Raw genomic sequence first — 15,180 nt, forward strand, 5'->3', positions numbered from 1 at the left:
CCCTCAACCTTTCTTGATAACATTTTCAATATTTGAATGAACGAATGGTGCAAAGGTAGTTCTTTTCTTTTAATTTCAAAAAAAAATTATTTTAATATTTAAAAAAGCCCTTAAATACAAGCATTTCAAGGCCATATTAATAATTATTCAGATGAAAAAAATTGGAATTACTTCTCAAAAAAACTAACTTCGTGTGGAAAAATGATGACATATGACCGCCGAAAAAGAAAGATTACAAGATACCAAATGGAAAAACTGGGGACCTTATGTAAGCAACCGGCAGTGGGGAAATGTACGCGAAGATTATAGCCCGAACGGGAATGCCTGGAATTTTACCAATCATAATAATGCAGAAAGCTATGCCTACCGCTGGGGCGAAGAAGGTATTGCCGGAATTTCTGATGTAAAGCAGCTTTTATGTTTTGCTTTTTCATTCTGGAACAAAAAGGATAAAATGGTAAAAGAAAGGTTCTTCGGATTGAGCAATCCTCAGGGAAATCATGGAGAAGACATTAAAGAAATCTTTTATTATCTGGATAATACACCTACCCATAGCTATATGAAAATGGTGTATAAATACCCGATCAACGAGTTTCCTTATGATGATATCCTTACGGAAAACGGAAGACGCAGCAAAAAGGAACCGGAATATGAGCTTTTCGATACCGGGATTTTTGATAATGATGAGTATTTCGATATTTTCATTGAATACTGTAAGGCTGATCACAATGATATTCTGGCCAGAGTGACAGTCTGCAACCGAAGCCAGCATGAAGCTCCTATTGTGGTAGCCCCTACTGCCTGGTTCAGAAACAACTGGAAATGGGGATATAATACCTACAAGGCAGAGCTGAGTGCTTCCCAAGACGGAAGTATTACCATTGGCCACGACAGTATTTCAATCAAAAAGCTGTATTCTAGAAATACAAATGCACAAAGTGTATTCTGCGAAAACGAAACAAATACTCCAAAGCTGTATGGCACTCCCAAAACAGAGAATACTTATTTTAAAGACGGAATCAATGATTTTATAATTCACGGGGGAGATACTGTAAATCCTGAAAAAAAAGGAACCAAAGCTTCTTTTCTCATAGATGAAGTTATAGCTGCAGGTGAATCAAAAGTTTTTGAATTCAGATTATGTCCTGAAGAAAACGATGAACCTTTTGAAAAATTTGATGAAATTTTCAATACCCGAAAGGCTGAAGCTGAAGAGTTTTATCAGGAAATTCAGAGTGATACCGTGAATGAAGATGAAAGAAATGTTCAGAGACAGGCATTTGCCGGACTTCTCTGGAACAAACAGTTCTATCATTATAATATCGGGAAATGGCTGAAAGGTGATCCGAACTTTGAGGCGCCAAGAAACTTCAGTGAATATGTAAGAAATACGGAATGGAATCATCTTCATAATAAAGATATTATTTCCATGCCTGATAAATGGGAATATCCATGGTATGCCACATGGGATCTGGCATTTCACTGCGTTCCTTTTTCCATCATTGATGCAGAGTTTGCCAAAGGGCAGCTGTTATTACTTACGAAAGAATGGTACATGCACCCTAACGGACAGCTTCCCGCTTATGAGTGGAATATGAGTGACGTGAATCCGCCTGTGCATGCATGGGCATGCTTCCGTGTTTTTAAGATAGATGAAAAGAACAACGGAAAACCGGATTTATTATTCTTAGAAAAAGTTTTCCAGAAGCTGCTGCTTAATTTTACATGGTGGGTGAACCGAAAGGATAAAAATGGGAAAAATATTTTTGGAGGAGGTTTCCTTGGTTTAGATAATATCGGAGCTTTTGACCGCAATATGGTTTTGAAAGACGGTCAGCATCTTGAACAGGCAGACGGAACCAGCTGGATGGCTATGTATGCATTGAATATGATGCGTATTGCGATGGAACTTGCCCAGTATTACCAGGTGTATGAAGATATGGCAATCAAATTTTTTGAACATTATCTTTACATCGCTGAAGCTATGGAAAACCTGGGTGAAGGAACGAAAGGCCTGTGGAATGAGGAAGACGGATTTTTTTATGATGTATTGCAGCTAGGAAACGGAGACAGTGTTTCTTTAAGATTAAGAAGTATTGTAGGCTTGATCCCCATGTTTGCTGTTGAGATTGTAGACCACCGTCTACTGGAAAAGATGCCGAATTTCAGAAGCAGAATGGAATGGATTTTAAAAAATAAGCCGGAGCTTACCAAGCTTGTTTCTCACTGGGATGAAGAAGGACACGGGAGAAAACACCTTATGAGTATTCTCCGCAAAAACAGACTGACAAAAGTTCTGACCAGAATGCTTGACGAAAAAGAATTTTTAAGTACTTACGGAATCCGCGCCATGTCTAAGGTATACGAAGAAAATCCGTTTGTATTTTCTGTGCATGGAACTGAAAATATGGTGTACTACACCCCGGCAGAAAGCGACAGCCGTATGTTTGGCGGAAACAGTAACTGGCGTGGCCCCATCTGGTTCCCTATCAACTTCCTGATTGTTGAAAGTCTGCAGCGATTCCATTATTATTATGGAAACAGTCTGAAGGTAGAGCTTCCAACAGGTAGTGGTGACAAGAGAAATCTTGATGAAGTAGCTCAAAACATCAGCAAAAGACTTTGCTCTATATTTTTAAAGGATGAGGATGGAAAAAGAGCATTCAATGGAGATAATCCAAAATTCAATTACGATGAACATTTCAGAGATTATATTACATTCTTTGAATATTTCCATGGAGATAACGGCCGGGGCGTTGGAGCTTCCCACCAAACAGGATGGACTGCCACTGTAGCAAAACTGATAAAACCAAGACTTACCTTCTAGATGAGTAATAAATAATCAGTAATGAGTAATAAAAAAGCCGGATGAATCATCCGGCTTTTCTATTTTTAAGTAAGAAATTATATTTTTTCTCCGTTCACATAGACTTCGTACCCGATTTCTACATTCGGTTCCAATGTTTTTGATACTGAACAGTATTTTTCAAAAGAAAGTTCTGCAGCCTTTAAAGCTTTTTTAGGATCAATTTCCCCTTCCAAAAGGAATTTAACATTAATGGATTTAAAAGGTTTTGCATCTTCTACCTGTACTCTTTCTCCTTCTACCTCTGCCTGAAAACTTTTGATCTCCTGGCGCTGCTTCTTTAAAATAGAAACTACATCAATTCCGCTGCATCCTGCTACTGCCATCAGTACACTTTCCATTGGGGAAACTCCTTTTGCTCCCGGCTGGGAAGTATTATCCAAAAGAATAGAATTTCCCTGAGCATTGGTACATTCAAATAAAAAATCGTCGTTTATTCTGTTAAGTGTAATTTTCATTATGTATTGCTTATTGCTTCTGCAAAGTTATAAAATTCCCCTCGCTTTTATCTCCAGATATTTATTGATAACATCGATATTCAAATTTTCCGGAAGTGTATAAACGGTATAGATTCCATATTTACGGAGTTCCTGGATGATCAGTTTCTTTTCAAACTCAAATTTTTCAGCTATGATTTCGTCATAGATTTCCTGCATATTTTCCGGATTTTTGTTGATCAGGGTCTGCAGTTCAGAATTTTTAAAGAAAACAACGACCAGCAAATGGTTTTTAGCAATTCCGCGGAGATATTTCAACTGGCGGTTCAATCCATCTAACGTCTCAAAATTGGTAAAAAGCAGAATTAAACTTCTTTGGTTGATGGAATATTTTACATCCTGATACAAACGGTTGAAATCACTTTCGAAGAAATCTGTTTTGATATTATAAAGGGCTTCAGAGATTTTTTTCAGCTGTCCGGACTTATTATCGGCAGCAATTTTATTTTCAGCTTTCTTGGAAAATGTCATCATTCCGGCTCTGTCTCCTTTTCTCAAAATAATATGAGACAATGCCATGGTTGCATTAATGGAATAATCCAGCAGGCTTAATCCGTTGAAAGGCATTTTCATCGTTCTTCCTTTATCAATCAGCATAAAGATACGCTGTGATTTTTCATCCTGAAATTGGTTGACCATCAGGCGGCTTGTTTTCGAGGTGGCTTTCCAGTTGATCGTTCTGATATCATCTCCAGGCACATATTCTTTGATCTGCTCAAACTCCATGGTATGTCCCAGCTTTCTCACTCTCTTGATTCCTCCTAATAAAAATTCACTCTGAATAGCCATTAGTTCATATTTTCTGAGATGGATAAAGGACGGATAAGAAGGCAGCATAGCATCCTTCTGGAAAATAAATCTTTTTGAAACGAATCCCAAAGGCGATGATGCATAGACATTCAGACCTCCGAAATGATACTCTCCCCTTTCCTTAGGCTCTAATGAATATTGAAAAAAAGTATTGGCTCCGGAAGCGATCTGTTTTTTGATCAGGAAATCTCTTTTCTGAAACTGGAACGGGATTTCATCAATTATTTTGGTACTTATAGTAAAGCTGTAATTATTTTTAATATCAATCTTTACAAAATTTTCATCTCCGTTGGACAGTTTTTCAGGCAAAATTCTCTGTGCCTGCAAGGCATTCTTTTGATTAAAAAGCAGCAAAAAATCTACCATTGCCGCCAGAAAGCAAATCAACAGTGTAACATGGGCTACCCACATCAGCACCGGAAAGAAAAATGCCAGAACATACAGTATCCCCACTCCAATGAGCGTAAAAAAGAAACGGGTATTGATGTATAAGTTTTTCATTATTTAGGGATTAGGATTCAGGACAAAGGGATCAGGTATTACTACCTATCCACTTCCCTCTACTAACCTATCTCGGTATTTCTATTCCTTCTAAAATCTGACTGATAATTTCATCTGCTGTAAGACCTTCCATTTCTCTTTCAGGAGATACAATTACTCTGTGTCTCAGAACAGCGTAGCATGATTCTTTAATATCTTCAGGAGTTACAAAATCTCTTCCTCTAATGGCTGCAAATGCTTTTGAAGCCGTAAGAAGCGCCAGGGAAGCTCTCGGAGAAGCTCCAAGATATAAAAACTGGTTTTCTCTGGTGTTAATGATAATTTTAGCAATATATTCCATCAGCTGGGCTTCCACAATGATTTCTTTTACCAGATGCTGGTAATTTTTTAATTGTTCAGCCGTGATAACACGGTGTATACCTTCTGTTTTATCTTCTTTTTTACTTTCGTGCTGATTTTTAATGATGGCGATTTCCTGCTCGAGATTAGGGTAGCCTACATTAATTTTGAACAGAAAACGGTCCAGCTGAGCTTCCGGAAGACGGTATGTTCCTTCATGCTCAATGGGGTTTTGTGTTGCTATCACCAGAAAAGGTTCTTCCATTGTATAGCGCGTACCATCCATTGTGATCTGTCTTTCTTCCATCACCTCAAATAATGCTGACTGGGTTTTTGCCGGCGATCTGTTGATTTCATCAATCAGGATAAAGTTAGAAAAGACAGGTCCTTTTTTAAATTCAAACTCCGAGTTTTTTACATTAAATACAGATGTTCCCAGGATATCAGAAGGCATGAGGTCCGGCGTAAACTGGATTCTGCTGAAGCCAACATCGATGGTCTTAGCCAATAATTTTGCTGTAATCGTTTTAGCTACTCCGGGAACACCTTCAATCAGAACGTGTCCGTTTGAAAGTAAAGCAGCCAAAAGATGTTCAATCATCTTTTCCTGTCCTACAATTACTTTTCCGATCTCAGATTTTACTTTCTCCAAGCTTGCGCGAAGTTCAATCATATCAATTCTCGACTGGAACTGCTCTTCCTGTTTATTAAGGTCTATAGAGCCTTGGTTTTCTATATTGGGGTTATCAAAGTTTTCCATAATAAGTTTTTATTTACCAATCTAGCAATGTATCAATATAACAATTATTGGGAAACTGCTATCTCGGCATATTATTATTTTGTTATATTATCTAAGTATTTCATCAAGAAGCTTATTAATCCTTGTAAGATCTTCCTTCATTACGCTGGCATAAGGATCCTGAGCTTTTTTAATAAGCATTATTGCCTCATTGATCATCTCCATGGTTTTCCCGGTTTTCAGCTGTAATTTTTTAGCAAATTCCTCATCCAGATGCTGAGTATCAATCAGCAGATCCATTCTTACTTTATTCAGAAAATACTGGGCTTTTTTCGCCATCATATCATGAAAATCACCTTCCTGAAGATAAAGATTTCCAATGCTTTTTACAAAATCCAGGGAAGTATTTCTCAATGGCTCCGTTACAGGTACTATTCTCTGTTTTCTTTTGGCATTAAAGAAAATAAAAAGCACAAGCCCTCCTAAAAACACCCACCATGCATATTTTAAAGCCGGATTTGACAATACAAACCGCATAAAGAAACGTGATGTTGAGCTTTTATTTGAAACGAACCAAAGAGTTTCCCTATCCGGAAGATAGGAGAATACATCCTGTGCATATTTTGTATTTCCAGGTTTCAGCAGATAATAATTGGTCAGAAAAAGCGGTTCTGTATGAGCATAAATATAGCCTTTCCCAAACTTCACCTTAATAAAGTTGGCCTGATCTGTATTCTTTCTCTCTACCGTTTTTCCAAATACTTCCACTCTGGGTTTAATGAATGAAAATCCTCTTCCTGATGGAAATTTATCTAATCTGATGAAATCATTCTGAAATTTTTTATCCGTAAGTTTCAGAACGTTTTCCTCTTCAAAAGAGATTTCTGAATCATAATATCCGATACTGTCTGAAACTTCTTTCGGCATTCGGGTTACCATCAGAAAGGCATCCGAACCTTCGGATACCTGGGTCAGGATTTTTTTCCACGATTCACCGTCAAGGTTGTTTTCAATAACAATAATGTTGTGAGCATCTTTTTTATGCTGGCTGTAATATTCATAAGGCGCCTGCTCCACCTTTTTCAGATTGTTCTTAAAAAGATATTTGGCTTCATTATTAAAAACAAACAGTCCGAACGGTGACTTTTCATTGATATCAAAATTCTTCCGCCAGTCTGTGGTTTCTTTTTTGTTAACTTCAAGCAATGCTAAAATAATCATCACAATGATGAAAATTGCAGCATATGTTTTGAAAGTTTTATTCATGGTTACTGTTGTTATGGTTTAAATGCCTGATATTGGTTTTTAAATTTCTGATAGTTCTCTTCTTCAATGTTGAATTCGCCATACCAGACATAATCAAAGATATAAGACAGGTTTGAAAAATCGTTTTTCAGATGGGGTGTTTTTAACTCTGCGGAATAATCCTTATTTGTCTTTTCAGGATTCCAGCTGATCAGTTTTTTGTCACTCAGTTTTTTAAGAATAAACAGGAACTGATAACGTATTGCGGAACGGTAATCTCCAGACAGCTCAAATTGGGCAATACTTTCAGGAAAATTGATCTCGTGGATATTCTCATGAAGTTCCTGCACATTGATATCCAGTTTTTTATTCTTTTTACCGAAAATAAAATTCCCGTCCTTTCCCATGATGTATTTAATGATGAAATACAGCAGGAAACCTACCAGAATAATGGCAAAAAGGCGGATGAGAACAGTGGTGAATTCTGCAGACTTAGTCATAGCTGTTTCACCAAAAATCCCCTGTATAATCTGGTTGATTTTTCTCATCAGCTTTTGAAAGAAAGATTCTCTTGGTTTTGACACCGAATAATCGAACTCATTTCCTTTATATCTGGAGGGAATATTTTCTTTAAAAGTTTTCGGATAAACCTTATTCTCCGATACCGGATTTTTCATCAATACAGAGTCTGCACGCAGCATATTTCTGTAATGCCCTGTTGTATATAATGAATCTGCCAGATCATCAGAAACAGGAGTATCGTCCTGTGCATGAACCAGCCCAGAAGAGAAGAAAAGCAGTAAGAAAAAAAGAATTCTATTCATTGATCCCGATAGTGTCTATTTCCGCAAGTTCTACTTTCTGATGCAGATCTGTTCTGCTGTCATAATACATTAATCCCGCATTGACATACATCAGGTTTGAAAGGAAAAACGAAAGCAGCATTGAAATTCCATAGAATACAAAAAACAAGATGCCTGCAGTTCCTGTAAAAGGATTCTGTTCAAAGTTTCCATCCGGTGTAGTGGTAAGAAGAGATCCGTAAAAAAACATTATCGGAATGAATGTAAAAATTGACGTGATCATGTAAATAATAATGAACATGACAAATGCAGCTCCCCAATATTTCCAGTAAGGAGATTTTTCACTGCCATTCGGGTAAGAAAACTGCGATCTTAAAGCATAGCTTAAGCTTCCCCAAAAGCCTCTGTCCGAATTAAAGTAATCATACATCAGAAATGTAGTGAAATTAAATATCGTGGGATAAAGAAGCAGTATCAAAAAAAATCCGATAATAATAAAAATGAGGATATAAGAAAAGCCTAACACAAATAAAATGGCCGGTGTGACGATAAAGATCATTCCAAGGCATAATTTAGCTATTCTCCCTGCATTGTTTTTAAAATCACTCAGAATTTCATCCGTTTTTATCTTTTCTGCTCCCTGTGCAATTCTCTTTAAATAAAAAACCGGATACAGGTAATTCACGATCATTAAAACCATGAAAAGAAGGAAAGTCAGTAATCCGACCGTAATCAGCATTCCGGAATTTTCTGAAAAATACTGTTCAAAATAATAGGTCTCACCGCCCAGATTGGATCCGAATATCTGGGAAAAAAGTTCTTTATATCCGAAAATCACAACAGTGACCATTAAGATCAAAAGCAACCCATTGATCAGGATGTAGTTTTTAAAGTAATTCTTTCCGTATAATTTGAAAAAGTTGAAGCTATCACTTATAAAAGTTCCAAAATCTCTTTTTTTATAAAATTGTATCATTGATCAGTTTATTAGTTTTTTTGTAAACAACAGACGGATAGACAAAATAGTAATATCCAATAATTGCCAGTGAGCCAAAAATAATGATAAGGTTCAAAATTAAAGGCATCTTCAATGCGTGTCTGGTGACATATCCTTCTATAATTCCTGCACAGATAGTGAAAGGAACCGTACTTAAAAATATTTTAAATGAATCTTTAAATCCTTTTTTAAAAGAATTAAACCTTGAAAAGGTTCTCGGAAATAAGATAGAAGCTCCCAGAATCAATCCGCACATGGCTTCCACCACCATGGCAAAAATCTCAAAAACCCCGTGAAGCCATATTCCTCTTGCACTGTCTTTCAGTGCTCCATAATCGTAGAAAAAGTATTGAAAAGCTCCCAGCATGACACTGTTTGAGAGCAGCGCATACAACGTTCCTACTCCACCCGCAATTCCGTAAATATATAATTTTGCACCTACCTGAATATTATTAAATATAATCCCGATGGTACTTCCCCAGGTACTTCCATTCTGATAAACCCCTACAGCATTATTACTCTTAATATTTTCAATGGTTTCATTCACATATCCTTCGCCCAGAATGATATTGACAAAGTTTTTATCATAAACTGCAGAAAGGACACCAATCAAAGTAAATAAAATAAAAAAGAGAAAGGCATACATAAGATATCTCCGGTAATGGTATATCAGCAGCGGAACTTCAGTTTTGAAAAAGTAAACCAGCCTGTTCTCCTCTACCCTTTTGGTTTTATAAATCTTCTGAAAAATCTGGGCAGACAGATGGTTCAGGTAAACTGTTGTGTTACTTTTGGGATAATAGGTCTGGGCAAAAGAAAGATCATTGATCAGGTTTATGTACAGCGAAGACAGGTCATCAGGATTTTTTTTAATTTTCCCTTGAATAACCTGTTCTATTCCCAACCATTTTTCTTTATTTTGTTTAATGAAATAAACTTCTCTCATAATTGTTAAGGCTAAAATAATAAAAAATATGTCTCAAATCGCGATAAATACCTCACAAAATGTAAATATTAATTTTAATATTGCAGGTGTAGGAGAAAGGATGCTCGCCTTCATTATTGATCTTCTGATCAGGATTGCTTATGTAATGATCATCCTGTATCTGTTCTTCAGCATTTTTGATCTGGGATATTTATTAGATGGCCTTGATGAGTGGTCCGTAAGAGCTGTATATCTTATTCTTACATTTCCTATCTACATTTATCCTCTTGTCCTGGAAAGCCTGATGGAAGGCCAGACTCCTGGCAAAAAACTCATGAAAATCAAAGTCGTGAAGATTGACGGTTATCAGGCAAGTTTTGCGGATTACATGATCCGATGGATATTCAGAATTGTTGACGTTTCCTTTGCAGGAGTAGTAGGACTTATCTCCATGATTGTTTCTAAAAATAATCAGCGTTTAGGTGACATTGCTTCCGGAACAGCTGTTATTTCTCTAAAAAACAACATTAATATCTCTCATACCATTTTAGAAAATATCCACGAAGATTACATCCCTTCCTTCCCACAGGTGATCGCCCTGAATGATAATGATATGAGAATCATTAAAGATAATTACACCAAAGCATTGAAAGCAGATGACCGCCAGATTATCAGCAAACTGTCTGATAAAATCAAAAGTATTCTGAAGCTGGAAATAGATCCTACAAAAATGACGGAAAGGCAGTTTATCAACGTAATCATCAAAGATTACAACTACTATACAGGGAAAGACAATTAATTCAGTCAACGGTCAATTTTGCTTCGCAGGTGAATGGTCAATTGAAAAATGTTGAAAATTCACAGCAGAGCTTATCGCTTATTGCTTATCGCTTATCGCTTATCGCTTATTGCTTATTGCTTATTGCTTATTGCTTATGCAAAGGTCGGTTCAATTTTTGTATATTTATTCAGAAAGTTCAGAATCATGAAATTTGAAAACAATAAATCCGGAAACGGCGGAGTTCTTACTTTAAATAATGAAATAAAAGAAGTCGGCAGACTTACCTATACTATTTTCCCTGAAGACCACAAACTGATTATCTCTTTTGTATTGGTACATCCGGAATTCGAAGGCAGGGGAATGGGAAAATTTTTAGTGGAAGAAGCTATCAGATTTGCCAGAGAAAACAATTGGAAAGTATACCCGCATTGTTCCTATGCCAGATCTGTGATGATGAGAATGAATGATGTGGATGATATATTTTTAAAGAATTAAAACTTCATTGACCAGGATATCTTCAATATCATCAGGATAATCCACTTTAAGATGATGATCAGATGCTACCCATTCCATAATTTCGTGAAGATCTAAAACCTTGGAATTGGGGATTCCCATTTGGTCTAAGGCACATGCATTACATTCCTGTTCATATTGATTATGAATGGGAATTACAAACAATTTTTTATCCATAAACAATGCTTCTGCAGGAGTCTCGAAACCTGCATTACACAAAATTCCGTCACAGCCTTCAAAATATTTCAGATACTGCATTTCATCTATTGGAAATACTTCCACATTTTTCACCTTAACCTGTACTGTGCTGTATTTTGAAAAGACTTTCCATTCTACAGGAATTTTTCTTAAAACTTTAATGATATTTTCGTCCGCAAAACTCGGAAGATAGACTAGATAATATCCCTGTTTATAAGGATTCAGATTTCTGATTTTTCTTCTGATTACAGGCTTTTTGATCTGAGAATGGTAATTCTCAAAATGAAAACCTATTTTCCTTTCACTGGGAACATAATATTTTAAAATCATTTCTCCCAGAAAATCTTTTTTCTTTGGTTTTGGTGTTTCCGGAAAACTCATGGAAGCCTGATGACTGAGTTCTATCATAGGAAGCTTTTTCAGCCTGGAAGCCCACCCAGTTAAAGGTTCATAATCATTGATGATTAAATCATATTGTGAAAGCTCTAATTCCCTGATTGTTTTAGCAGCTTCAATAAATTTATTCTCTGTAAATGTTTTCCGATAGGATAAACCGCCTGTTTTATTATAAAGAAGGGAAATACCTCTGTATTGGAAATTAATGTCAAAATCAGCTTTTAACTGCGATTGGTGCCCACTGATCAAGGTATCAACCGATGCATATTTTTTAAGAAGAGGAATTATTTCCTGCGCTCTGGCTACATGCCCGTTTCCCGTACCCTGGAATGCATATAAAATCTTCATCTAAGAGAAATTCGTTACAATTTTTAAAAGTGCAGAATTATCCATTTCAGGAATTTCTTCTGCTTCATTATCTTTCAGCAAATGTTTATGCTCGTCATAATAAAAAATCTTCCATTCTTTATCATGATATTCCAAAGCAGAGAGATTTTCAATCCAGTCACCTGAATTCAGATAAGTACATGAGCCTTTTTTAGTAACAACTTCCCGGATCTGCGGCTGGTGAATATGTCCGCAAACAACATAGTCATAATGATTATCAATAGCCAGTTCAGAAGCTGTGAGCTCAAAATCGCCGATGTATTTTACTGCTTTTTTCACATTGTTCTTGATCTTTTTAGAAAATGAGTACTTCTCCTTCCCCATCTTCTCCAGGAACCAATTTACAACATTATTGATAATAATTAACAGATCGTAGCCTTTTCCGCCAAGTTTGGCAATCCACTTTGAATGCTGGACTGATGCATCGAAAACATCACCGTGAAAAATCCAGGTTTTTTTCTGATCAATATTCAGACAGATTTTGTTACAGACTTTAAGCTTTCCCAGTTCAAAATCTGTGAACTTACGGAACATTTCATCATGATTGCCTGTAATGTAATAGATATCTGTGTTTTTGGTAGCGAATGAAAGTATCTTCCTGATTACATTCAAATGAGGTTTAGGGAAGTAAGACTTTTTAAACTGCCAGATATCAATAATATCACCGTTTAAAACTAAAGTTTTAGGTTGTATAGAATTGAGGTATCTCAACAGTTCTTTAGCCTTACATCCATAAGTTCCCAAATGAACATCCGATATAACAACTAATTCAACGTTTCTTTTCATAGTTTTATACAAAGAAACTAATTGAAAGTTAACTATATATGAATGCTATATTATTTTTTATAAAGAGTTCATCAGCTCTTCAGTGATTTCCATGTTGTGGTAAACGTTTTGCACATCATCATCCTCTTCGAAACGCTCAAGCATTTTCATATTCGCTTTGAACTGTTCTGCGTTCACTTCTTTTGTATTGTTTGGAATTCTTTGTAATTCTGCGCTTTTTGCTTCAATCCCAAGTTCATCCAGTTTGTGAGACAGAGAACCGAAATCTTCAAAAGCTGTTGTAATCATTACTTCTTCTTCATCTTTTTCTACATCTTCTGCACCTCCGTCAATCATTTCCATTTCAAAATCATCCCAATCCATTTTGATCTGTGCAAGATCGATTGTGAAAATTCCTTTTCTATCGAAGATAAATGCCAGCTCACCATTTTTTCCAAGGTTACCATCAAACTTATTGAAAACTGCTCTTACGTTCGCTACAGTTCTTGTTGTGTTATTTGTGGTACATTCTACAAAAAAAGCAACACCTCCTTGTCCGTAACCTTCATAAGTGATTTCTTCATAGTTTTCTGCGTCTGCCCCACTTGCTTTCTTAATTGCTCTTTCTACGTTATCCTTAGGCATATTGGCACCTTTTGCATTCTGGATGCATCTTCTCAATGCCGGATTGGATTCCGGATCAGGTCCCCCAGCCTTTACAGCCAGTGCAATATCTTTTCCTATTTTAGAGAATGTTTTGGCCATTTTATCCCATCTGGCCATTTTAGAAGCTTTTCTATATTCAAATGCTCTTCCCATTTTAATTTTTTAATTTACAGCAAAATTACTTAAAAGTCAACAAAAAAAAAATACCTCCAAAAAATTGGAGGTATTCATTATTTAGAAAAATTAATTATTTTTTCTTTTTAGCAGCAGCTTTTTTCTTAGCTGGAGCTTTTTTAGTAGCCTTTTTAGTAGCTTTTTTCGCTGGAGCTACAACATCAGATTTCTGATATTTGTTCCACTCACTGTCATCACCAATGTATCTAACAGTTACTTTTCTATCAGATTGTCTTTCAGCGTCAGATGCAGATTCTGCAACTTTAGCGTTTTGCTCTCCAATACCGATTGATTTCAATACATTAGTATCTACACCTCTCGCATCTAAAGCAGCAACTACAGAAGCAGCTCTTTCTTTAGATAATTTCAAGTTGTAAGCATCACTTCCTTTTTTGTCAGTTTCACCAACTAATAGGAATCTACCTCCATCTTTCTTAATGATTTCAGCAGCTGTATCTAAAGCTCCTTTAGATTCAGGCTTGATTGTAGCTTTGTTGAAATCGAAGTATACGCTCTTAAGGTTTTTCTCAACATCAGTAGCTGTTACTTCTTTTGGTTTAGGACATCCGTTGTATTCAGGAAGACCTGGAACAGTAGGACAAGCATCATCTTTATCTAGGATACCGTCACCGTCTGTATCTGGCCAAGGACAACCGTTGTTTTCAGCAGGACCTGCTACTGTAGGACAAGCATCATCTTTGTCGATTACACCGTCACCGTCAGTATCTGGCCAAGGGCATCCGTTGTTTTCAACTGGACCAGCCACTTCTGGACATTGATCGTCTTTATCTGGAACTCCGTCACCGTCAGTATCAGGACATCCTTGGAATTCTGGTAAACCTGGAGTATCTGGACAAAGGTCATCTTTATCTAGGATACCATCCTTATCTCTATCTCTGTTTCCGAATCTAAATAAGATGGAAGCAGAAGCTTGCCAGAAGTTAGCAACAGTAGATTTGTCACCTGGAGTTGATACATAATCTCCCTGAACACCAAGACCGAAGTTCTTAGTTACCCAGAAGTTAGCACCAGCACCTGTAGCTACAGTGAAGTGGTTAGCTTTACCGTTTTCGTTACCATCCTTACCGTTAGTTACAGTTTCGATTGCGTTACCGTTATCATCAACAGATGTTCTAGGGAAAGTAAGAGCTGTATAGTCATGTCTTAAGTAGTTAGCACCAACTCTTAAATATGGATCAAACCAAGATTCTTCGTTCCATAAAAGACCTGCAGCGTGAGCCTGGAAACCAAGACCTGTCATTAGGAAAAATTCTTTCCCCATGTTGAATCTTTTATTTTCAACATTTCCAACAGAAGTTTGCCAGTCAATTACTAAACCTTTACCAACGTTTCTAGCAACTGTTAACTTAGATAGTGGAGGTGTAATAGAAAAGTTGTTCACATTGAACATACTTTTTGTCAAATTGTTAGCAGAGAACGTATTACTGAAGTTACTTCTTGCTGCTACGTGGTTTTCAGCGTGAGCACCAACTCCGATCAACCACGGATTGTTGGTAGTCTGCGCGAAAACAGTAGAGGCAACAGTAAGCGCCAATGCTGAAATTCCTAATTTTAGAT

14 protein-coding genes are annotated in these 15,180 nt (G+C 36.6%); 3 read left to right on the forward strand and 11 right to left on the reverse strand.

Features of this window, described 5'->3' with window-relative positions; genetic code table 11:
• The first annotated feature begins 211 nt into the window (after positions 1-211).
• Positions 212-2,827: a glucosidase gene (locus ACE3RB_RS18440; RefSeq protein ID WP_374465555.1), complete on the forward strand. Its 2,616-nt coding sequence runs from the start codon at positions 212-214 to the stop codon at positions 2,825-2,827.
• A gap of 77 nt (positions 2,828-2,904) precedes the next feature.
• Here ACE3RB_RS18440 and ACE3RB_RS18445 read toward each other — a convergent pair whose 3' ends face one another.
• The 7 genes from ACE3RB_RS18445 to ACE3RB_RS18475 form a co-directional block, all read right to left on the reverse strand.
• Positions 2,905-3,324: an OsmC family protein gene (locus ACE3RB_RS18445; protein WP_002983375.1), complete on the reverse strand. Its 420-nt coding sequence runs from the start codon at positions 3,322-3,324 to the stop codon at positions 2,905-2,907.
• Between the two features lie 27 nt (positions 3,325-3,351).
• Positions 3,352-4,674 carry a DUF58 domain-containing protein gene (locus tag ACE3RB_RS18450; protein ID WP_374465556.1) on the reverse strand — a complete coding sequence of 441 codons (1,323 nt, stop codon included), beginning with the start codon at positions 4,672-4,674 and terminating at the stop codon, positions 3,352-3,354.
• Positions 4,675-4,741: 67 nt separating this feature from the next.
• Positions 4,742-5,773 (reverse strand): AAA family ATPase, encoded by a 1,032-nt coding sequence (locus tag ACE3RB_RS18455; RefSeq protein WP_374465557.1) that lies wholly within the window; start codon positions 5,771-5,773, stop codon positions 4,742-4,744.
• Positions 5,774-5,860: 87 nt separating this feature from the next.
• Positions 5,861-7,018, reverse strand: a complete 1,158-nt coding sequence (locus ACE3RB_RS18460; RefSeq protein WP_374465558.1) for a DUF4350 domain-containing protein — start codon at positions 7,016-7,018, stop codon at positions 5,861-5,863.
• An 11-nt stretch (positions 7,019-7,029) separates the two neighbouring features.
• Positions 7,030-7,821 carry a DUF4129 domain-containing protein gene (locus ACE3RB_RS18465; RefSeq protein ID WP_374465559.1) on the reverse strand — a complete coding sequence of 264 codons (792 nt, stop codon included), beginning with the start codon at positions 7,819-7,821 and terminating at the stop codon, positions 7,030-7,032.
• Positions 7,814-8,776 carry a DUF4013 domain-containing protein gene (locus tag ACE3RB_RS18470; protein ID WP_233333580.1) on the reverse strand — a complete coding sequence of 321 codons (963 nt, stop codon included), beginning with the start codon at positions 8,774-8,776 and terminating at the stop codon, positions 7,814-7,816. Before ACE3RB_RS18470 ends, ACE3RB_RS18465 begins: the two co-directional genes overlap by 8 nt.
• Positions 8,760-9,743: a stage II sporulation protein M gene (locus ACE3RB_RS18475; RefSeq protein ID WP_374465560.1), complete on the reverse strand. Its 984-nt coding sequence runs from the start codon at positions 9,741-9,743 to the stop codon at positions 8,760-8,762. The genes ACE3RB_RS18470 and ACE3RB_RS18475 overlap by 17 nt, the downstream gene beginning before the upstream one ends.
• Positions 9,744-9,771: 28 nt before the next feature.
• Here ACE3RB_RS18475 and ACE3RB_RS18480 point away from each other — a divergent pair, with 28 nt between their 5' ends.
• Positions 9,772-10,521, forward strand: a complete 750-nt coding sequence (locus ACE3RB_RS18480; RefSeq protein ID WP_374465561.1) for an RDD family protein — start codon at positions 9,772-9,774, stop codon at positions 10,519-10,521.
• A gap of 186 nt (positions 10,522-10,707) precedes the next feature.
• Positions 10,708-10,998, forward strand: a complete 291-nt coding sequence (locus ACE3RB_RS18485; RefSeq protein ID WP_374465562.1) for a GNAT family N-acetyltransferase — start codon at positions 10,708-10,710, stop codon at positions 10,996-10,998.
• On the opposite strand, the gene ACE3RB_RS18490 is transcribed toward ACE3RB_RS18485, so the two are convergent.
• The 4 genes from ACE3RB_RS18490 to ACE3RB_RS18505 all read right to left on the reverse strand — a co-directional run.
• Positions 10,987-11,958 carry a glycosyltransferase family protein gene (locus ACE3RB_RS18490; RefSeq protein WP_374465563.1) on the reverse strand — a complete coding sequence of 324 codons (972 nt, stop codon included), beginning with the start codon at positions 11,956-11,958 and terminating at the stop codon, positions 10,987-10,989. The two genes, ACE3RB_RS18485 and ACE3RB_RS18490, sit on opposite strands and share 12 nt — an antisense overlap.
• Entirely contained in the window at positions 11,959-12,783 is an 825-nt protein-coding gene (locus ACE3RB_RS18495) for a UDP-2,3-diacylglucosamine diphosphatase (RefSeq protein WP_374465564.1), read from the reverse strand.
• Positions 12,784-12,840: 57 nt separating this feature from the next.
• A complete protein-coding gene (locus ACE3RB_RS18500; RefSeq protein ID WP_002983354.1) occupies positions 12,841-13,581 on the reverse strand; it encodes a YebC/PmpR family DNA-binding transcriptional regulator in 741 nt (246 codons plus the stop codon).
• Between the two features lie 94 nt (positions 13,582-13,675).
• Positions 13,676-15,180: OmpA family protein (locus ACE3RB_RS18505; protein ID WP_374465565.1), on the reverse strand; the 1,505-nt coding region annotated here is incomplete at its 5' end.

Source organism: Chryseobacterium sp. (assembly GCF_041914225.1).
Classification (GTDB): domain Bacteria; phylum Bacteroidota; class Bacteroidia; order Flavobacteriales; family Weeksellaceae; genus Chryseobacterium.